We start from the raw sequence: 19,365 nt of genomic DNA, 5'->3' as shown, positions 1-19,365 counted from the left end.
TCGCGGGCATGACGGTCGAAGGTAATTCTGGTCAAGCCTGACAGACTTTATGGCGCGGACCGGAACAATACCGGCCAATCCCCTGCTTCCAGGCCGCCGCAGGTACATTGATAGATCAATCCAGGACTTATAGGCGGCATAGAAGGGAAATTCTGTCCCCGCCGCCTGCGCCGCCAAAGGCAGCGAGAGGACAGTGAGGGCGAAAAGGAGTTTGCGCATGGCGCGCAGACTTCCCTGCCCGCCCCTCTGACGTCAATCCGATAGCGCGTCCAGCGCATCATACAGCGACTGGCTCTGCTGATAGAGCTGATCGAAAATCGGCTGCATGCGCGCATAGCGCTCGGCCCAGGCCGGGTCGGGCAGGATTTCAGGCTCGAATCGCACGAAAGCATCCACCGCCGCATGCAGCGAGGCGAAACGCCCCGTGGCGGCGGCGGCCATGGCGGCACAGGCGACCAGCCCGCTTTCGGCCTCGCGCGGCACCAGGATCGGCAGATTATAGGCGCTGGCCTTGATCTTCAGCCAGAGCGGGCTTTTGGCGCCGCCGCTGGTGGCGATGACACGCTCCACCTTTTGCCCGGCGCGGTCAGCCATGATGCGCAGCGCGCGGTTACCGGCGAAACCCACGCCTTCCAGCAGCGCCCGGTCCAGATGCGCGAGGCCATGGCCGGCGCCGAGGCCGAAAAACTGCGCCCGCGCATTGCGATGCGCGCCCAACCGTTCCCCGGTCAGATAGGGCAGAAAGAACAGCCCGTCGCAGCCGGCCGGCGCGGTTTCTGCCTGATCCATGATCGCCGCGTAATCCAGCCGCCGCTCATGCAGCGCGCGCCGCGCCCACCGCACCGCATCCCCACCCGTTTCCAGCAGCACGAACGCGCCCCAGCCGCCTTCGACGGTCGCGACATTGCAGATTTCCGGGTCCAGGATCGGGCGTTCCGCGATCACCGTCATGATGCAGGAGGTGCCAGTGACGTCCGACGCCAGACCCGGGCGGCAGACGCCGGCGCCCAACAGAGCGGCGGGATAATCCGCGCTGCCGACAAGCACCGGCGTGCCGGCGCGCAGACCCGTCTCCCGTGCCGCTTCCGGCGTGACCGCACCCAGGATATCGCGCGGGTCACGCACCGGCGGCAGCTTGGCCGCATCCAGCCCCAAAGCCGCGATCATCGCGGGAGACCAGTCATCGGTCGCGCAGTCATTGAGAAAGCTGCACGAGACATCGCCGCGATCCATGGCGGCCACGCCCGTCAGCCGCAGATTGATATAATCCTTCGGCATCAGCACATGCGCGGCGCGGGCATAGGCCCCAGGGTCATTGTCGCGTAGCCAGGCCAGCTTGAAGCCGGGCCAGGCCGGCGTCGGCGGATTGCCGGTCAGCTTGAGATAATCGGCCGAGGGATTGGCCGTCTCGAAAGCGGCGACGGCGGCGGCGGTCCGCTTGTCATTCCACAGCGGCGCGGTGTCGCGGGTGAGATCGCCATCACCGTCCACCAGCACGGTGCCATGCATCTGGCCGCAGGCGGCGATGGCTTCGATAGACTGCCGCGCTTCAGGCATGCCGTCCAGCAAGTCCCGGATGGCGGCGACCGTACCGTCCCACCATTGCGCCGGGCGCTGCTCGGCCCAACCGAATTGCGGCACGATCTGATCATGCTCCCGCGCCGCGACACGCAGAACCACGCCCTGCCCGTCCACCAGCGCCGCTCGCGCGCTGCCGGTGCCGATATCGATCGCGAGCGTCAGGCCTTCGGCCATTTTATCCTCTCCCCAGCCACCAAAAGCCGGTCGGGTGTCGATTGAAACGTCCCCGCTATCGTCGCCCGCGGGCTTGTCCCGCAGGTCTACCCGCTGCGGCGCCCAAACGCGGTCTGGGCGCCCGAACGGGTAGATGCGCGGCATAAAGCCGCGCATGACGCAAAATTTCGGTTTCCGTCTATCCCGAGCCGATCCGTGCTTCTTACCAGCAGGTATAGCCGCCATCGGCCAGAACGATAGACCCCGTCATCAGGCTGGCCGCGTCGGAGGCCAGGAACAGTACGACGGAAGCGACTTCCTCGGTGCGGCCCAGGCGGTTCATCGGCGTGCCGCCCACCCAATGCTTATACATCTCGGCATTCTCATAGACGTATGAATTGAGTTCGGTGTCGATATAGGTCGGGGCCACCGCATTGACGCGCACGCCACGCGCCGCCCATTCGGCGGCGAGCGACCGCGTCAGATGATGCACGCCAGCCTTGGAGGCATTGTACTGGCTCTGTTCCTGCGGACGATTGACGATATCGGCGGACATGGAGCCGATATTGACGATGGCCCCGGTGCCGTTCTTCAGCATGGTGGCGCCGAAGCTGCGGCAGCACCAGAAGGTGCCGTTCAGGTTCACGTCCAGCACTTTCAGCCAGGTTGCGTCATCCATGGTCTCGGCCGGGCGGTTGCTGATGGCGATGCCGGCATTATTGACCAGGATATCGCAGCGCCCGTGGCGGGCGATGACCGCGTCATGCACGCGCTCCACCGCGCGCGGGTCTGTCACGTCCAGCGCTTCCGCCGAGGCGGTATAGCCGCGCGCCGCGAGAGTTGCGGCGGCACTTTCGGCCGCAGCCGCGTTCATATCCGTCAGCACCACGGCAGCCCCCGCTTCCGCCAGCGCCTCGGCGCAGGCAAGGCCGATACCCCGCGCGGCACCCGTGATGACGGCGACTTTTCCGTCCAGCCTGAATTTTTCGAGATACACGGCTTAGCCCCGTCAGAAGGAGGGTGATGAAAACTCAGCGCTTGAACCAGCGAGACCCGTGCTGCAGCAGCATGGCGATGACAATGATGGCCCCCATGCAGACCTGCTGGTTATAGCCGGGCACGCCGACCAGGTTCATGATATTGGCGATGACGCCCATCACCAGCGCACCAAGCAGCGTGTTGATGACGCCACCCTTGCCGCCCATCAGGCTGGCGCCGCCGATGACGACGGCGGCGATGACGTTCAGCTCGGCGCCGACACCGACGACGCCCGAACCGACACCCGTGCGGCTGGTGGTGATGACACCGGCCAGCGCCGCCAAGGCGCCCGAAATGACATAGACCGCCATCACGTAACGCGGCACGGCGATGCCCGACAGGCGCACGGCTTCCCGGTTGGACCCGATGGCCTTCACCAGACGGCCGAATTTGGTGAAACCCAGCACCACGCCGGCCACCACGAAGACCAGCGCCATCAGCCAGACCGGATCGGGAATGCCGAGAAAGAAGCCGGAGCCGAAATTGGTGATGACCGTGCTGGCATCGTCGTCCATCATGATCGGCTGGCCGTCAGAGACGATCAGCGCGAAGCCGCGCACGGCCGTCATGGCGGCCAGCGTGATGACGAAAGGCGGCAGGCCCGCATAGGCCACAAGCACGCCGGTGACGAGACCGCAGAGCGCGCCGGCACCGACCGAAATGCCGACGCCCGCGCCCGTGCCATGCGCATCGATGGCAATGGCGCTGACAACGCTGCCAAGCGCCAGAATGGAGCCGACCGACAGATCGATGCCGCCCGTCAGAATAACGAAGAGCATGCCGACCGCCATGATGCCGGTGCCGGAAATCTGGCGCAGCACGTTCATGATATTGCGGTCGCTCAGAAAGGCGTTCGATTCGAAACTCGCGCCCAGGACCAGCACCAGAAAGATGCAGACGGTGCCGTAGCGGCGAAAGAATTCGCCGGCATCGAACGAACGACGCGGTGCGGCGACGGGGGCCACAGTTGTGGATTGGGTCATGTCAATTCACCGGCTGATGCGTATGCGCGGGAAGATCGAGCGGGGCTGCGTGATCGGCGGCCACGGATTGCGTCATCGCCAAAGCGAGAAGCTTTTCTTCGGAATAGTCATCCGGCAGCAAGGTGCCGCGCAATTCACCTTCCGCCATGACAAGAACGCGGTCGCAGAGGCCGAACAATTCCTGATGTTCGGAGGAGATAACCAGGATGGCGCGCCCCGCCGCCGCCAGTTCTTCGATCAGGCCATAGATTTCAGTCTTGGCGCCGACATCGACACCGCGTGTCGGCTCATCCAGGATGATGACGTCACCCCCGGCGTGGAACCATTTCGCCAGCACGACCTTCTGCTGATTGCCGCCCGAGAGGCTGGAAACGGGGGCTTCCGGCCCGGCCGATTTCAGCCGCAACTGCTGGCCGAGTGCGGTCACCGTATCGCGTTCCTTGTGGCGGCGGATGAACCCCATGGCGTTCACGACGGGTTTCAGCCGCGCCATCGTGGTATTGATGCGGATCGACATATCCAGGATCGCGCCGTGATGTTTGCGATCTTCCGGCACCAGGCCGATGCCGGCCAGAACCGCATCCAATGGCGACTTGATGGTCACCGCCTTGCCGTGCAGGCGGATTTCACCGGCTTCCTTGGCGTCCGCCCCGAAGATGAGGCGCGCGGTTTCCGTGCGGCCGGAACCCACCAGACCGCCAAGGCCCACGATTTCCCCGGCGCGCACGGACAGGCTGACGCCCCGCACCTTCATGCCACGGCGCAGATTTTCGACGTTCAGCACTTCGGCCCCGATGCTGCGATGCGCGGCTTTGGGGAACATGGCAGACAGATTGCGGCCGACCATCATGCGGATGACGTCATCAATCGTCGACGTCTGCGGCGATGTGACACCGACCAGGGCGCCATCCTTCATCACCGTCATGCGGTCGGCGATCTTGAAGACCTCTTCCAGCCGATGCGAAATATAGACGATGCCGACGCCGGATGCGCGCAGCACGGCAATGATGTCGTGCAGACGCTGGGCATCGCGGGACGACAGCACGGCCGTCGGTTCGTCGAAGACGATGACCTTGACGTCGCGCGACAGCGCCTTGGCGATTTCCACCACCTGCTGCTGGGCGACGGCCAAGTCACCCACGCGGCGGCGCACGTCGAGCTCGAAGCCCATACGGTCCAACACCGCGCGCGCGCGGCGGTTGAGCTTTCCCCAGGCGATCGCCGCCGGCAATTCCCGCATGAAGATATTCTCAGCGACCGACAGATCAGGCGCCAGCGCCAGTTCCTGATGGATGACGGCAATGCCGAGATCGGCCGCCGCTTTCGGATCCGTCAGTGTCAGGCTGCGGCCTTCGAAGGTGATGCTGCCGGCTTCGGGCTGGATCTCTCCGCCGACCACGCGCATCAGCGTGGATTTTCCGGCGCCGTTTTCGCCGAGCAAAGCATGAACCTCTCCCCGTGCCAGGGAGAAGTCCACGCCCTTGAGCGCCTTGACGCCACCGAAGGATTTGGTGATGCCGGTCAGCGTCAGAAGATCGCTCATGCCCTATCCCTCAACCCGACCGATCAGAAAACGGCCTTCGGATTGTAGAATTTGGCGACATTGTCCTTGGTGATGACTTCCGGCGTCGTGTAGTCAACACGCGGGAAATCCGCCGGCAGCTTGCCGGCGACCGCCTTCAGCCCGATATCGACGCCCGTCCGCGCCACGAGATCGGGATTGTTGAGGCCTGTCGCGCCGTATTCGCCCTTCTGGATCAGTTCCAGCGCATCCTTCTGGCCGTCGGCCGCCGCGACCAGCAGAACGCCCTTCAGCTTGCCGGCTTCGCGCAGCGCATCGCGCGCGCCCAGCACCATCGAGTCATTCTCACCCAGCACGACATTGACGTCCGGATGCGCGGTCAAAATATCTTCCATGGCCTTGAGCCCGCCATCGGTATTCCAGCCGCCCCAGCCCTGGGCGACGACGTCGAAGCCGGCATGGCCGCTTTTGACCAGCTGTTCCTCGATCACGCCCTTGAGCACGCCAAGACGGCGTTCCTCACCCACGATATTGCCCTTGTCGCCCGAGATCAGCGCGATCTTCATCGGCGTGCCGCTCATCTTATCCGCCAGCCACTGGCCGACCAGGAAGCCGTTCTGGTCGTTGGAGGATTGCACGAGGGTCACATATTTCGCCTTGGGGTCCAGGCCGCTGTCGATGACGACGACCTTCACGCCTGCCTTTGCCGCCGCATTGACGGCAGGCACCATCGCTTCAGGATCCCGCGGATTGATGATGAGGAGCTGAATGCCTTTGGAGACCATGTCTTCCACGTCGCCGATCTGCTTGCTGAGATCGTTCTGGCCGTCGGCCGTGGTGACCGTGCAGCCGGCCTTTTTTGCCTCATCAACGGCGGCGGCCATCTGCGCCGCGTAATAGGGCGCGCCGAGCGTGAACATCGACACGCCGACCGAACAGGCCGCATGGGCGGCATGGGTCGCAAAAGGCGCCAAGGTGACGGCCAGGGCAGATCCCAGCGCCAGGCGGCGAAGTCCTGTGAACGTCATGTTTGTTTCCCCCGTACAATCGCGTGATCGCGTTGTTTTTTGTAGCAATAATTCATGAATATTCCGGACGTCAACGGTCTTGATGCAATTTTGGGGATTTTCTTCGTGAACAAGGGCGTATAAAGGTAGTGAAACTACAAAACGCATAGGGAAGCGTCATGCACCTGCAGGAGCCGATCCTTTGCCCCGTCTCGGTCTCCGCCGGGCGACTGGGCCAGGCCTCGGGCCGCTATACGAAGCAGCTCTCGGATTTAAAGGGTCTGTACGAAGACCAGACGGCCTTCGCCGCCGCACTCGGCCAAGGCGACGCCCTGGTCTATGAGGTGACGGACTACCGGCCCTCGGCCAATGCCGGAGACCTGATTTTCGGCGTCACCCGCATGGAGCCTGGCCGGATCGGCGATGAGTTCTATCTCACGCGCGGCCATATTCATGCCCGCGCCGACCGCCCGGAAATCTATTACGGCGAGGCGGGCCAGGGCGTCATGCTGCTGGAAAGCCCCGAAGGCGATATCCGCGCCATGCCCATCGGCCCGCGTGACATGTGCTACGTGCCGCCCTTCTGGATTCACCGCTCCGTCAATGTCGGCACGACGGAACTGGTGATGAGCTTCATGTATCCGGCCGATTCCGGCCAGGATTATGCTATCATCGAACGTGCGGGCGGCATGCGGCAGCGTGTGGTGGCCACAGCCGACGGCTGGGGGCTGCGCGACAATCGGCTGTACAAGCCGCGTCCGGCAGACGAGATCGCGGTGCTTTATGCCGCCAATAGCAAGAACGATAGCAAGAACGAGACCTGACATGACCGATCTTCTGGACCGCATCGGCGCCATCGGCGTCGTGCCTGTCATCGCCATAGAAAGCGTGGACGACGCAATTCCGTTGGCCGATGCCTTGCTTGAGGGCGGATTGCCCCTCGCGGAAATCACCTTCCGCACCAAGGCGGCGGCGGATGTGATGCATATCCTGCGCGACAAGCGGCCCGATCTTCTGGTCGGTGCCGGCACCATTCTGGACATCGCCTCGCTGGATGCCGCGCAGGCAGCGGGCGCGGCCTTTGGCCTCGCCCCGGGCTTCGACGCCAAGATTGTGACCGGCGCCACGACACGCAACTTTCCCTTCGCCCCCGGCATCATGACGCCGAGCGAATTGGGCGCCGCCATCAAACTCGGCGCCCGGCTCTGCAAGTTCTTCCCGGCCGGCATTGCCGGCGGTCCCGCCGCCCTGGCCGGGGTTTCCGCGCCCTTCGCGCATCTGGGGCCGCGCTTCATCCCGACCGGCGGTGTCACGGAAAGCACCATCGCGGAATGGCTGACGATCAAGACCGTGCTGGCGGTCGGCGGCACCTGGATCGCGACCACCAAGGACATGGCCGACGGCCGCTGGACCGACATCGCGGCCAAGGCCCGCGCGGCCGTCGCCCGCGTGCGCGCCGCGCGCGGCGGCTGAGCTGGAGAGAACAGATATGCCCCTTCCCGCACCTGCCACAAAACCGACGCTGTATTTTATCGGCGTCTCTACCGGGCAAAGCTCCATCATGCGGGTTTTTCCCGCGTGGGCCGCGCATCTTGGCCTTGATGCCGAAATCAAGGGCATTGATTTTCCGCTGCATGCGGACCCCGCTGCCTATCGCGCGGCGGTGGCATTCATCCGCGACGATCCGCACTCGGCCGGCGCGCTGGTAACGACGCACAAGATCGATCTGTTCAAAGCCTGTCATGATCTTTTCGATGTCATCGACCCGCATGCGGCCTTCATGGATGAGACGAGCTGCATCTCCAAACAGGACGGCAAGCTGATCTGCCACGCCAAAGACCCGATCAGTTCCGGCCTGTCGCTGGACGGATTTCTGCCGCCCGATCATTTCGCCAAGACCGGGGCTGAGGTTTTTTCGATGGGCGCGGGCGGATCGACCATCGCGCTCACCTGGCATCTGATGCGGGAAGCACGCGGCGCGAATGTGCCGAGCCGCATTATCGTCTCCAACCGCAGCCCTGCCCGGCTGGACGAAATCCGCCGCATTCATGCGCAGGTGCCGACGACGGCGAAGCTGGACTATGTGGTCGCCCCCGATCCTGCCGATAACGATGCCGTCGTGGCCGGGCTGAAACCCGGTTCATTGGTCATCAATGCCACGGGTCTGGGCAAGGACGCGCCAGGATCGCCGCTGACGGATGCGGTGCAATTCCCCGAACAGGCCATCGTCTGGGATCTGAACTATCGCGGCAATCTCATCTTCCTCGATCAGGCGCGCGCGCAGGAAACAGCGAAACATCTCCAGATCGAAGACGGCTGGACCTATTTCATCCATGGCTGGACGCAGGTGATTGCCGAGGTCTTCCATATCGACATTCCGACCAGCGGACCGGACTTCGATGCGCTGGCGCGCATCGCGGGCGAGGTCGGCGCCGTGAAACGGGCCTGATATCATGTCTGGAAAAATTCTGGTCACGCCGCGCAGCTTGACCGCGCATCCCCATCCCGCCTTCGCGCATTTCGAAGCTCAGGGTTTTGAAATTGTGCTGGGGCCGGCGGGAAAGCAGCCGGACGAAGCCGCACTGCTGTCCCTGATCCCGGATTGCATCGGCTGGATTGCGGGGGTGGAGCCGGTGTCGGAAGCCGTTATCGCCGCCGCCGGCAGCCTGCGCGCCGTCGCCCGCAATGGTGTGGGCACCGACAATCTGCCGGTCGCGCATTTGCGCGCGCGCGGCATTCCGGTGCTGACCGCCGACGGCGCCAATGCCGCCGGTGTCGCGGAGCTGGCGCTCACCCTGATCCTCTCAGCCCTGCGCCATGTCCCGGCGGCGGATGCCGGCATCAAGGCCGGCCATTGGCCACGCCGGCGCGGCCGCGAATTGCGCGCGGCGACCGTCGGCGTCATCGGTTGCGGGGCCATCGGCCGCGACGTCGCGAAGCTGACGGGCGCGCTCGGCGCGCGCGTCATCGGCTATGACCCGATGCGGCCGAATTTCGAAAGCCCGCATGACTTCCGCTGGGCGGAGATTCCGGCATTGCTGGCGGACTCCGATATCGTCACGCTGCATTGCCCGCCGCCTGCCGATGGCCGTCCGCTGATCGACGCGGAACATCTCGCCATCATGCGCCATGGCGCCATTCTGGTGAATACCGCGCGTGCTGGCCTTGTGGATGAGGCCGCCGTGCTCGCCGCCATCGAAAGCGGCCAATTGGATACCTATGCGGCCGATGTCTTTGCCGAGGAGCCGCCACGGTCGCTGGCACTGGCCGGGCATCCGCATGTCATCGCCACCAGCCATATCGGCGCCTTCACGGAAGAGAGCGTTGACCGCGCGACCGTCATCGCCGTGCAGAACCTGCTGGCGGCTTTGCAGGGTGACCATGCCCGTCCGGTGTGACGCCCAGCCCTTTGCGGGGCCGCTCGCGTCACGACTGCGGGAACCCCGTGAGGGTCTCTGTCTTTACTGGCTGGGCCAGGCCGGTTTTCTGATCAGGGGCGCTGGCCTGACCCTGCTGATAGACGCCTATCTGTCGGATTCACTGGCCGAGAAATATCGCGGCAAGCCTTTGCCGCATCGGCGCATGATGCCGGCGCCGATTGCAGTGCAGGATTTGCCGCCGATCGACCTTGTGCTGTGTAGCCATGCCCATACCGATCATATGGACCCCGGCACCTTGCAGCCGCTTCTGGCATTGCAGCCGCAAGCGCGCGTGGTAGCCCCGCGCGCGAAACGGGCGGAAGCCATGGCGCGCGGTGGTGTGACTGATGATCGCGTGTTGGCGATTGAAGCCGGCGAAAGCCTTTTCCCCCTGTCCGGCCTGACACTGCGGGCGCTCCGCGCCGCGCATGAGACATTGGAGCGGGATGAAGACGGCCTTCATCTCTTTCTCGGCTACGGCATGTCCGTCGCTGGTGTCACCGTCTTTCACTCGGGCGACAGCATTCCCTTTCCCGGACAGATCGCGGACGTGCAGGCGCTCGGTGCCGATCTGGCGCTGCTGCCGGTGAACGGACGGTCACCGGCTTTGGCGGCGCAGCGCGTGCCGGGTAACTTTTTACTCGGCGAAGCCATCGCGCTGACCGAAGCAGCGGCCATTCCGACGATGATCGCGCATCACTTCGACATGTTCGATTTCAATACCCTGCCGCGCGCGGAGATCGAAGCGGCCGCGGCTAAGTCTGATTTGCCGATCCAGCTGCTGCCGGCATCCACGGGTATGGAATACCGGCTCGCGCCTTAAGACTACCGCCTGCCGCCCTTGCGCAGCTTGTCCAGCCAGACCGCGCCCGCAATCAGCGCACCGATGACGATCTGCAAAGTAAAGGCGTCGATGCCCAGCAGATTGCCGCCATTGGTAATGGTGGTCATGATCAGCGCACCCAGGATGGCGCCGAGCACAGACCCCTGCGCACCGTTCAGGCTGGCGCCGCCGATGACGGCCGCCGCAATGGCATAAAGCTCATACCCTTCGCCCGCCGTGGGCGCGGCCATACGCACGCGCGCCGTCAACACCAGACCGCCGATACCGGCCAGCAAGGCACCCAGGCCATAGACCGCATAGATGGTGCGGCGCAGATTGATGCCGCTCAGCCGCGCCACTTCCTGGCTGGCGCCGATGGCGTAAAAATTGCGCCCCAGCCGCGTGCGCGTCAGCAGAAAAGCCATGATCACGGCAAGGCCGATCCAGACCCAGAATTGCGACGGAATCCCAGCGTAATCGGCCTCGCCGAATTTCAGAAAGGCCGGTTGCAAACCTGTCACCATCATCGCATTGGTGATCAGGCTGATCAGGCCGCGCACCATCGTCATGGTCGCCAGCGTCGCGATAAAAGGCGGGATGCCGCCTTCATAGATCATGACGGCGTTGACAAGGCCGATGACAACCGCCGCCACCAGCCCGGCGATGCAGGAGACGAACACGCCGCTGCCGCCCACCATCAGCATGGCGGTGACAACGCCGGTCAGCCCGGCGACGGCGCCCACCGACAGGTCGATGCCGCCGGTGATGATGATGGCCGTGACGCCAAGGGCGATGATGCCATTGATGGCCGACTGCTTCACCAGATTGGCGAGGTTGGAGGGCGTGAAGAAATAGGGCGAGGCGAAGCTGAGGATCAGGAAGAAGACGATCAAGATCGCGCCCAGCGTCAGTTCCGTGCTGTAGCGATGCCAGAAGGAGAAGCTGGAGGCGGGAGACTTGGCGGCCTTGGCGCGGCCGATGCCGGGACTGGTGATTGCCATATTATGCGGCCAGTCCGGAAGCGAGGCGCAGCAGCTTTTCCTCCGTTGCCTCCTCCTTGTCGACGATGCCCATGATGCGTCCTTTATGCATGACCGCGATACGGTCCGAAATGCCGATCACCTCCGGCAGATAGGAGGAGACGACGATGACGGCGCGACCTTCGTCGGCCAGTCTGTGAATGAGGCCGTAGATTTCAACGCGCGCCCCGACATCGACGCCGATAGTCGGCTCGTCGAACAGCACGATGCGCGGATCGGCCGCCAGCCATTTGCCGATGACGACCTTCTGCTGGTTGCCGCCGCTGAGATTGAGAACCTTCTGGTAGGGCGACGGGGTGCGGATATTCAGCGCCTTGATGAAACGCTTGGTGACCGCATCTTCCTTGCCGCCTTCCAGCAGGCCGAACCTGCCCTGATTCTGGCTGACGACGAGGTTCATATTGACATGCACATCCAATTGCAGCGCCAGGGACTGGTGCTTTCGGTCCTCGGTCAGCAAGGCCACGCCTTCGCGGATCATGCCGAGCGGCGAGCGCGGCACCACGGTTTTGCCGGCGATGCGCATCTCTCCGCTATCCATCGGGTCCGCGCCGAAAATCACGCGCAGCAATTCGGTGCGCCCGGCACCGATCAAGCCGTAGAGACCCAGAATTTCGCCCTGCCGCAGCGTCAGATCGACATTGTCGAGCCGGCCGGCGGCGGTGATGCCGCTGAGCTCCAGAGCGACCGCGCCCGGCGTCGGCGGACGATGCGGAAAGGCCGCTTCCAGGCTGCGCCCGACCATCATGGCCATGATATCGTCTTCCGTGACGTCGGCCACCTGAACGCGGCGGACGAAGCCGCCATCTTTCAGGATGGTGGCACTGTCACAGATGCGGAAAATCTCCTCCAGCCGGTGGGAGATATAAATGACGCACCGGCCTTCCTGCTTCAGCTTCTCGATAATGCCGAAGAGGATATCGGTCTCGGCATTGGTCAGCAGCGCCGTCGGCTCATCGAAAACGATGAGCTTGGCACCACCCCAGATGACCTTGGCGATGGCAATCAACTGCTGCTGCGCGATGGGCAGGTCACCCACGCGCATGCGCGCATCCGTCATGATGCCCAGCGAGCGGAGAAAGCGCTCCGTCTCCTGCCGCATATGGCCCCAATCCACCATGCCGCGCTTGCGCGGCAGATGGCCGAGGAAGAAATTCTCGCCCACCGTCAAAGGCTGGGCGAGAGTCACATCCTGATAGACGGCGGCAAGCCCCAAGGCCTGGGCGCGCAGCGGCGAGCGGATTTCCACCGCTTCGCCGTCCAGATGGATGCTGCCCTCATCCCGCTGAACGACACCCATGAGGATTTTGATGAGGGTTGATTTGCCCGCACCATTCTCCCCCAGCAAGGCGTGAACCTCACCGGGCATCACGTCCAGCGTGACATCGGACAGGGCGCGCACGCCTGGATAGCTTTTGGAAATATGCTCCAGGCGCAGAAACGGCTGCGCGCCTTGCCCTTGCATAACCTGGGCTGCCGCCGACATGCCCTTACTCCTTGCGGGTCAGCGGGTTGAGCAGTCCCTTCATCGCCGGCTGATCCATATTGGCCTTGGTGATCAGCGCGACGCCGGTATCGGTATAGGCGGCTACCGGCTTCTTGTTGATGGCGTCGATGACGAATTGCACGCCCTTATAGCCGAGGCTGTACGGGTCTTGCACCACGAGGGCCGAGAGGTCTCCGCTTTTCAGCGCATCCACTTCCTGCGGATCGGAATCGAAACCGATGGCAATCACCTGACCGGATTTGCCGCTGCTCTGGATGGCCAGCGCAGTGCCGTCCGCCGCATGGTTGTTATCGGCGAAGAAGCCGAGAATATCGGGATTGGCGGAAATCACGTCGGTCGCGGAAGACATGCCCTTCTGGATATCATTGTCGATATAGCGCACCGGCAGCAGCTTCAGGTCCGGCGCGATTTCAGCGAGCTTCGTGGAGAAGCCCTTGTCGCGGTCTGTCAGAACCTGCACGCCCGCATAGGCGCTGATCATGCCGACCTTGCCCGTAAGCGGCTTGCCGGCGGCCTTCAGCATATCCACCAGCGTCTGCGCCGCCTGGCCGCCGGCCTTGATATTGTCGGTGGAAAGATGACCTGTCACGGTCACGCCATGGACGCGGTTATCGGCCGTCACCACGGGAATGCCTTCCGACATGGCCTGGCCGATGGCTTCCACCGGCGCGTCGGAACTGGACGGCGCGATCAGGATGCCATCGGGATGACGTGTCACCACATTCTCCAGAATCGAGACCTGCTGATCGACATCGGTTTCAGACGGCGGCCCGTAGACGGTGACGCTGACGCCGGGATGGTCATGCGCGTAGTTCTTCGCGCCCACCACCATATATTGCCAGAAATCCGAATCGGTCGCCTTGATGATGACGGCGATCTTCTCGTCCTTGGCGAAGCTGGGCTGTGCCGTCAGCAGGCTCGCGCCCGCCAGACTGCCGCCGAATACGGCTGCCGCCATCAACAGATGTCTTTTCATCTCGTTCCCCAATGTAGTCTTTTTGTTTGCTTCGTTTCTTCAACCCGATGACGACAGGGGCCGCTCTTATCGACGGAGCGTCGCGGCTTGAGTCCCTCGGCCGTCCATCACCCCGGCCATTCTGTAGTTTTAATTCACGAAACCCGGGGCGGCAATGCCGTTTTTGAAAGTTTTTGGTCCCGAAAACGCAAATATCGCCCGACAAAAGTAGTATCGCTACACATATTGCCGGTCTTTGCCCTGGCTTGCCCCTCACCGCCTGTTGCCAGACGCGGCCGGGTTAGCCTATCGCAGAGCAAGACCTCGCCCAAGCCCTATCGAAAGCGCCTGTCCCCATGTCCCGTATTCCGGAGCCCAATCCCCGCCGCGCCGGGCCGAATATTCTGGAAGTCGTCAGGCTGTCGCTCGACGAATTGCGCAAGTCCGAACGCAAGGTCGCCGATCTCGTGCTCGGCAATCCGGCGCAGGTTCTGGCCGGCACGGTGGCCGAGGTCGCGAAACTGGCCGATGTCAGCCAGCCCACCGTCATCCGCTTCTGCACGGCCGTCGGCTGCACGGGCTTTCATGATTTCCGGCTGCGCCTGGCCCAAAGCGTCGCCCTTGGCACGCCCGCCACCCATTCCGTCATCCGCGCCGATGACCCGCCCTCCGCCGTGGTGGAGAAGATCTTCGAATATACCATGACGAGCCTGGACTGGGCGCGGCATCATCTGGATGCGGCAGCCCTGGGCGCGGCCATCGAGCTGCTCGCCGCCGCCCGCAGCATCACCTTCTTCGGCTTCGGCGCCTCGGCCATCGTGGCGCAGGATGCCGAGCAGAAATTCCCCCTTTTCGGCGTGCCGTGCCGCGCCTTGGCCGACAACCATCAGCAGGTCATGGCGGCGGCGATGATGGGGCCGGAGGATGTGGTTATCGCCATTTCCAATACCGGCCAGTCCCACGGCATCATCGAAGCCGCGCGCATCGCGCGTGACCATGGCGCGCGCACCATCGCGCTGACCGGCGCGCGGGCGGCGCTATCGGATTTGTGCGATATCACGCTGCTGGTGGAGACGCTGGACAATACCGACGCCTTTACGCCCACCACCTCACGGGTGGCGGCGCTGGTCATCATCGATGTGCTGTCGACGGCGGTGGCCCTGCGCCGCCATGGCGATCAGATGGACCGCATGCGCGACATGAAGATGACGCTCAGCCATTTCCGCACGGGGCCGGCAAGCAGCGAAGAAGACCCGGATTAAGCCGCCAAGACTTTAACCTCTATCGTCACCCGCGGCTTCATGCCGCGGGTCTACCGACCGTGGCGCCCAAACGCGGTCTGGGCGCCTGACCGGGTAGATGCGCGGCATGAAGCCGCGCATGACACAAGAAATCGTCGTTACACCTCAGCGCGCTTGCCCGCGCCGCTGTAGCGCGACAGCCAATGCGCGTAGGGCGCCGGCAGAATCCAGTCCGGGTCTTTCTCGCCCAAAGCCTGGGCCAGCGCGTAGGTATAATGCGGATTGGCGAGATGGGCGCGGCCGATCATCACCAGATCCATCTGCTTGTCGGCGACCAGGCCTTCGGCGACCGCCGGGTCATCCAGGCCCCAGGCGGATGCGACCGGCAGTTCAGCCTCGCGCCGCACGCGCTCGGCAATCGGTCCCAGGAAAGGCGTACCCCAGGGGATATCGCCGCCCATCGTCGAGAAGCCGACCGAAACGCTGAGCATGTCGAGACCGCCGCGCCGGAAGGCTTTGGCGAGTTCGATGGATTCCGGCAGAATCTGGTCGTCATGCCCGTCATATTCGACGACGCCGAAACGCGCCGTCAGCGGCAGGTTTTCCGGCCAGACGTCCCGCACCGCGTCCAGCGTTTCCAGCAGGAACCGGCTGCGGCCCTGAAAGTCCCCGCCATATTGATCGGTGCGCTGGTTGGATTGCGGGTTGAAGAAGCTTTGCCCCAGATAGCCATGGGCGAAATGCAGCTCCAGCCATTCAAAGCCAGCGTCGCGCGCGCGGCGGGCGGCGGCCACGAAATCGGCGCGCACGCGCTCGATATCGGCGATCGTCATGGCCTTCGGCACTTTCGGCAGTCCGCCGCCGAAAGCGATGGCGGAGGGCGCGATGGTTTGCCAGGCGCCGGGCGCGCCATCGGGGATATGGTCATCCCCTTCCCAGGGCTTGTTGGCGCTGGCCTTGCGGCCGGCATGGCCGATCTGGATGCCGGGCACCGAGCCCGCCGCCTTGATGGAGGCCGCGATCCGCGCCATGCCGTCAACCTGCGCGTCATCCCACAGGCCCGTGCACCCGGGCGTGATGCGCCCTTCGGGGGAAACGCCGGTCGCTTCCACAATCACCAGGCCGGCGCCGCCGCGCGCGATGGCCGGGTAATGCACCCAATGCCATTCATTGGTGAACCCATCCACGGCGCTGTACTGGCACATGGGGGGAACCGCGACGCGGTTGCGCAACGTCACGTCCTTCAGCTCGAAGGGCTGAAACAAAGCCGACATTCTATCTATCCTTTGATTGTCTGATCTTAAGATTTCAGATCAGGTGTAAGCGCCGGCCGAATAGGTCAGCTCGTAGGAATGGCTGTAAATTTCGAAAATATTGCCGAAAGGGTCTTCCATATAGACCATACGGTAGGGCTTCTCTCCGGGGAAGTATTCGCGCACCGGCATGCGCTGCTTACCGCCGGCGGCCACGACCTTCGCCGCCAGACCCTCGACGTCCGGATCCTGCACGCAGAAATGAAAGACGCCGGACTTCCAGTATTCGAAATTGTTCTCGCGCTTCTCGGCATTCTTGAACTCGAATATCTCAACGCCGACACGGTCGCCGGTCGACAGATGCGCGATGCGGAACTGCCTCCAGCCGGCGCCGAAGACATCGGAACACATGACGCCGATAGCGCTATCATCCTCGGTGATGAGGGTCGGCGGCATGATCAGATACCAGCCCAGCACGTCGGTATAGAAACTGACGGCGGCATCAAGATCCGGCACAGACAGGCCGATATGGGAAAAGCTGCGCGGGTAGACAGGGAGCATGCGAGGATCCTTACGCGCCGGACAGCCAGAACGGCTGCGGCTGCCGGAGGGGGCGACAGGCTGACAGCCTATGACCTGATGACGGCGACTGAGATACCAGTTAAGCAGGCATAACTCTAATGACAATGTCCGGTCTTCGGCAGGCAGGCCCCTTCAGACAGCGGCGCCTAGCGGTAGAAGCTTCCCGGCGGCATGCCGAAATGGCGGCGAAACATCGCGGTGAAGGCGCTTTGGCTGGCATAGCCGCTGTCGAGCGCCACATCGACAATGCGGCCGCCTTGCGCCAGCCGTTCCAGCGCGAAAAGCAGCCGCGCCTGCTGCCGCCATTCCGCGAAGCTCAGCCCCGTTTCCTGGGCGAATAGCCGGTAGATTGTCTTGGCCGAGAGACCGAAAAGCTGCGCCCAATCGGCGGCCGTTCGGAGATTGGCAGGGTCGGCGATCAGCGCCGCGCAAATCTGGCGCAGGCGCGCATCACGCGGCAAGGGCAGATGCAGCGGCAATATCGCCGTCGCGCGCAGTTCATCCAGGATCAGCCGCATCAGACGCTCGTCGCGGGTATCGGCCTGATAGGTCAAAGGCACGCCCATCGCGGCGATGATCAATTCCCGCAGCAAGGGCGAAACCGCAACCACGCAGCTGGCAAGGGGCAGATGCGGCGCGGCGGCAGGATCGATGAACAGCGTGCGGATTTTGACCGCGCCGCTCATCCGCACCTCATGGTCCAGATCGGGTACGAGCCAGACGGCCCGGTTGGGCGGCACCACCCAGGTGCCGGCGGCCGAGCGCACGATCATGACGCCTTCGATGGCATAGAGCAGTTGGCCGCGCGGATGCGCATGCAGGCCGGTGGAGGCGCCGCTGGCGTAATCCACTTCCATCGCCGCCATCGGCTGATCCGTGGCGTGAAAATCCTGATAGCGCATCGCAGCGTGCAGCATGTCCCAATCTCGCTATATTGCGTCCTTCTAGCGGGAGACGGACGTCATGGCGAGACGTTAAGCCTGGACGTTCCCGTCACCCATCAGAGCGAAATGCCATGCTCAAGCATAAAGCTGCCCTTCTCTATCCTTTTGCCGCGATCCTGATCTGGTCTGGCAATGTCATCGTCTCGCGACTTTCGGCCCATACCATCGGGCCGCAGGCCATCACCTCCTATCGCCTCGTTCTGGCGGTGGGGATCATGAGCCTGTTCGTCGCCCGGCCGGCCTGGCGCAACCGTGCCGCCATCTGGCCGCATCTGGGCCAATTCGCGATCCTCGGCTTCCTGGCCGCCTGCTTGTTCCAAAGCCTGTCCTATCTGGCGGCGGAAACCACGACCGCCACCAATATGGCCGTCTTCACCGCCTTGACGCCCTTGCTGACCGTCGGACTCGGCGCGCTGATGCTGGGCGAGGCGCCGACCGCCGGCATGCTGGGCGGCGGCCTGCTGTCCTTCGCGGGGCTGATCTATCTGGTCAGCGGTGGCGACCCGGCATCGATCTGGCGCAATGGCATCCATCCCGGCGACGCGCTGATGTTCGTCGATGCCTGCGTCTATGCCCTATATGGCGTGCTGCTGAAGCGCTGGAAACTGCCGGTCAGCGGCTGGCAAAGCACCTATATGCAGTCGCTATGCGCCTTGGTGATCATGATCCCGGCCTATCTGGCGACACCTGCGCCGCTGCGGCAGATCAATGGCCAGACCTGGCCGCTGATCGTCTATGCCGGCACCTTCGCCTCGGTCCTGCTGCCGTTCTTCTGGATTCGCGGCGTGGCGCAACTGGGCCCCAGTCGCTGCGCCATCTTCATCAATCTGCTGCCGGTTCTGACGGCCGTCAGTGCGATCGTAATGTTGGGCGAACCCATCAGGCTCTTTCATGTCATCGGCGGCGGCCTCGCTTTGGCCGGCGTCATGGCCGCGCAGGTCTTCAAGCGCCCGCTGCTGACGTCACGTAAACTTCATTCCTAAGCCCGGGAGGCCGCGCTGCCCGCGGGCGCGCGAGGCAAAACTGACGATCTTTCAAGAACCGTTTCGAAGGCACCGCACGTTACAACGTGAGGTGCCTTCGGCCCGTCGCGCCAAGGCGAAGCGGCAGGCCCGCGCGGAGCCTTGACGGCGCAACGATTTTACCTCCCTAGAATCAATCCCTAATACCATACCGTAGAAAATTCAGTGCTAAACTGCACAAAACACGGAAATTTCCCCCAAATGGCCAATGAGCGAACGTCTGATTGACGAAGCTTTCTGCCGCGAGGCACAGATCGCGGGATGGGTAACCGAGCGTTTCCTGTCACCGCTGACT

Annotated in this window: 18 protein-coding genes; 7 read left to right on the top strand and 11 right to left on the bottom strand. The window is 63.6% G+C overall.

The features are described from left to right. Positions 1 to 252: 252 nt before the first annotated feature. From ASILVAE211_RS11955 to ASILVAE211_RS11935, 5 genes are all read right to left on the bottom strand, one after another. Positions 253 to 1,755 carry a xylulokinase gene (locus ASILVAE211_RS11955; protein WP_227321534.1) on the bottom strand — a complete coding sequence of 501 codons (1,503 nt, stop codon included), beginning with the start codon at positions 1,753 to 1,755 and terminating at the stop codon, positions 253 to 255. Positions 1,756 to 1,957: 202 nt separating this feature from the next. Beyond that, positions 1,958 to 2,731, bottom strand: a complete 774-nt coding sequence (locus tag ASILVAE211_RS11950) for an SDR family NAD(P)-dependent oxidoreductase (RefSeq protein ID WP_227321533.1) — start codon at positions 2,729 to 2,731, stop codon at positions 1,958 to 1,960. A gap of 34 nt (positions 2,732 to 2,765) precedes the next feature. Further along, the gene (locus ASILVAE211_RS11945; protein ID WP_227321532.1) at positions 2,766 to 3,755 is read right to left on the bottom strand and encodes an ABC transporter permease; all 990 of its coding nucleotides are present in this window, start codon (positions 3,753 to 3,755) and stop codon (positions 2,766 to 2,768) included. A gap of 1 nt (position 3,756) precedes the next feature. Then, positions 3,757 to 5,298 (bottom strand): sugar ABC transporter ATP-binding protein, encoded by a 1,542-nt coding sequence (locus ASILVAE211_RS11940; RefSeq protein WP_227321531.1) that lies wholly within the window; start codon positions 5,296 to 5,298, stop codon positions 3,757 to 3,759. Positions 5,299 to 5,321: 23 nt separating this feature from the next. Then, positions 5,322 to 6,305, bottom strand: coding sequence for a sugar ABC transporter substrate-binding protein (locus ASILVAE211_RS11935; RefSeq protein WP_227321530.1), 984 nt, complete (start codon positions 6,303 to 6,305; stop codon positions 5,322 to 5,324). 158 nt (positions 6,306 to 6,463) lie between these two features. Here ASILVAE211_RS11935 and ASILVAE211_RS11930 point away from each other — a divergent pair, with 158 nt between their 5' ends. The 5 genes from ASILVAE211_RS11930 to ASILVAE211_RS11910 are packed head-to-tail and all read left to right on the top strand — an operon-like array spanning position 6,464 to position 10,526. Beyond that, positions 6,464 to 7,108, top strand: a complete 645-nt coding sequence (locus ASILVAE211_RS11930; RefSeq protein ID WP_227321529.1) for a glucose-6-phosphate isomerase — start codon at positions 6,464 to 6,466, stop codon at positions 7,106 to 7,108. 1 nt (position 7,109) lies between these two features. Continuing rightward, entirely contained in the window at positions 7,110 to 7,757 is a 648-nt protein-coding gene (gene eda, locus ASILVAE211_RS11925) for a bifunctional 4-hydroxy-2-oxoglutarate aldolase/2-dehydro-3-deoxy-phosphogluconate aldolase (protein ID WP_227321528.1), read from the top strand. Positions 7,758 to 7,773: 16 nt separating this feature from the next. Beyond that, entirely contained in the window at positions 7,774 to 8,733 is a 960-nt protein-coding gene (locus ASILVAE211_RS11920; protein WP_227321527.1) for a shikimate dehydrogenase family protein, read from the top strand. A 4-nt stretch (positions 8,734 to 8,737) separates the two neighbouring features. Further along, positions 8,738 to 9,682: a phosphoglycerate dehydrogenase gene (locus tag ASILVAE211_RS11915; protein ID WP_227321526.1), complete on the top strand. Its 945-nt coding sequence runs from the start codon at positions 8,738 to 8,740 to the stop codon at positions 9,680 to 9,682. Further along, complete coding sequence (locus tag ASILVAE211_RS11910) at positions 9,666 to 10,526, top strand: MBL fold metallo-hydrolase (RefSeq protein WP_227321650.1); 861 nt, start codon at positions 9,666 to 9,668, stop codon at positions 10,524 to 10,526. Before ASILVAE211_RS11915 ends, ASILVAE211_RS11910 begins: the two co-directional genes overlap by 17 nt. Before the next feature lie 2 nt (positions 10,527 to 10,528). Here the strand turns inward: ASILVAE211_RS11910 and ASILVAE211_RS11905 are convergent, their stop codons facing one another. Genes ASILVAE211_RS11905 through ASILVAE211_RS11895 form a run of 3 tightly spaced genes read right to left on the bottom strand, consistent with a single transcriptional unit; the run spans position 10,529 to position 14,031 of the window. Continuing rightward, positions 10,529 to 11,527 (bottom strand): ABC transporter permease, encoded by a 999-nt coding sequence (locus ASILVAE211_RS11905; protein ID WP_227321525.1) that lies wholly within the window; start codon positions 11,525 to 11,527, stop codon positions 10,529 to 10,531. A 1-nt stretch (position 11,528) separates the two neighbouring features. Beyond that, entirely contained in the window at positions 11,529 to 13,052 is a 1,524-nt protein-coding gene (locus ASILVAE211_RS11900; RefSeq protein WP_227321524.1) for a sugar ABC transporter ATP-binding protein, read from the bottom strand. 4 nt (positions 13,053 to 13,056) lie between these two features. Beyond that, positions 13,057 to 14,031, bottom strand: coding sequence for an ABC transporter substrate-binding protein (locus tag ASILVAE211_RS11895; RefSeq protein WP_227321523.1), 975 nt, complete (start codon positions 14,029 to 14,031; stop codon positions 13,057 to 13,059). Between the two features lie 353 nt (positions 14,032 to 14,384). Here ASILVAE211_RS11895 and ASILVAE211_RS11890 point away from each other — a divergent pair, with 353 nt between their 5' ends. Continuing rightward, complete coding sequence (locus ASILVAE211_RS11890) at positions 14,385 to 15,290, top strand: SIS domain-containing protein (RefSeq protein WP_227321522.1); 906 nt, start codon at positions 14,385 to 14,387, stop codon at positions 15,288 to 15,290. A gap of 137 nt (positions 15,291 to 15,427) precedes the next feature. On the opposite strand, the gene ASILVAE211_RS11885 is transcribed toward ASILVAE211_RS11890, so the two are convergent. The 3 genes from ASILVAE211_RS11885 to ASILVAE211_RS11875 all read right to left on the bottom strand — a co-directional run bounded on the left by ASILVAE211_RS11885 (position 15,428) and on the right by ASILVAE211_RS11875 (position 18,021). Then, on the bottom strand, positions 15,428 to 16,543 hold the full coding sequence (locus ASILVAE211_RS11885) for an NADH:flavin oxidoreductase/NADH oxidase (protein WP_227321521.1): 1,116 nt from the start codon (positions 16,541 to 16,543) through the stop codon (positions 15,428 to 15,430). A 39-nt stretch (positions 16,544 to 16,582) separates the two neighbouring features. Beyond that, on the bottom strand, positions 16,583 to 17,083 hold the full coding sequence (locus ASILVAE211_RS11880) for a lactoylglutathione lyase family protein (RefSeq protein ID WP_227321520.1): 501 nt from the start codon (positions 17,081 to 17,083) through the stop codon (positions 16,583 to 16,585). 167 nt (positions 17,084 to 17,250) lie between these two features. After that, complete coding sequence (locus ASILVAE211_RS11875; protein ID WP_227321519.1) at positions 17,251 to 18,021, bottom strand: AraC family transcriptional regulator; 771 nt, start codon at positions 18,019 to 18,021, stop codon at positions 17,251 to 17,253. A 98-nt stretch (positions 18,022 to 18,119) separates the two neighbouring features. On the opposite strand from ASILVAE211_RS11875, the gene ASILVAE211_RS11870 reads away from it, so the two are divergent. After that, the gene (locus tag ASILVAE211_RS11870) at positions 18,120 to 19,031 is read left to right on the top strand and encodes a DMT family transporter (RefSeq protein WP_227321518.1); all 912 of its coding nucleotides are present in this window, start codon (positions 18,120 to 18,122) and stop codon (positions 19,029 to 19,031) included. Positions 19,032 to 19,365 lie beyond the last annotated feature (334 nt).

Source organism: Acidisoma silvae, assembly GCF_020618775.1.
Lineage (GTDB): Bacteria > Pseudomonadota > Alphaproteobacteria > Acetobacterales > Acetobacteraceae > Acidisoma > Acidisoma silvae.
The sequence above is the reverse complement of the archived record's forward strand: the minus strand, read 5'-3'. Positions and strand labels throughout refer to the sequence as shown.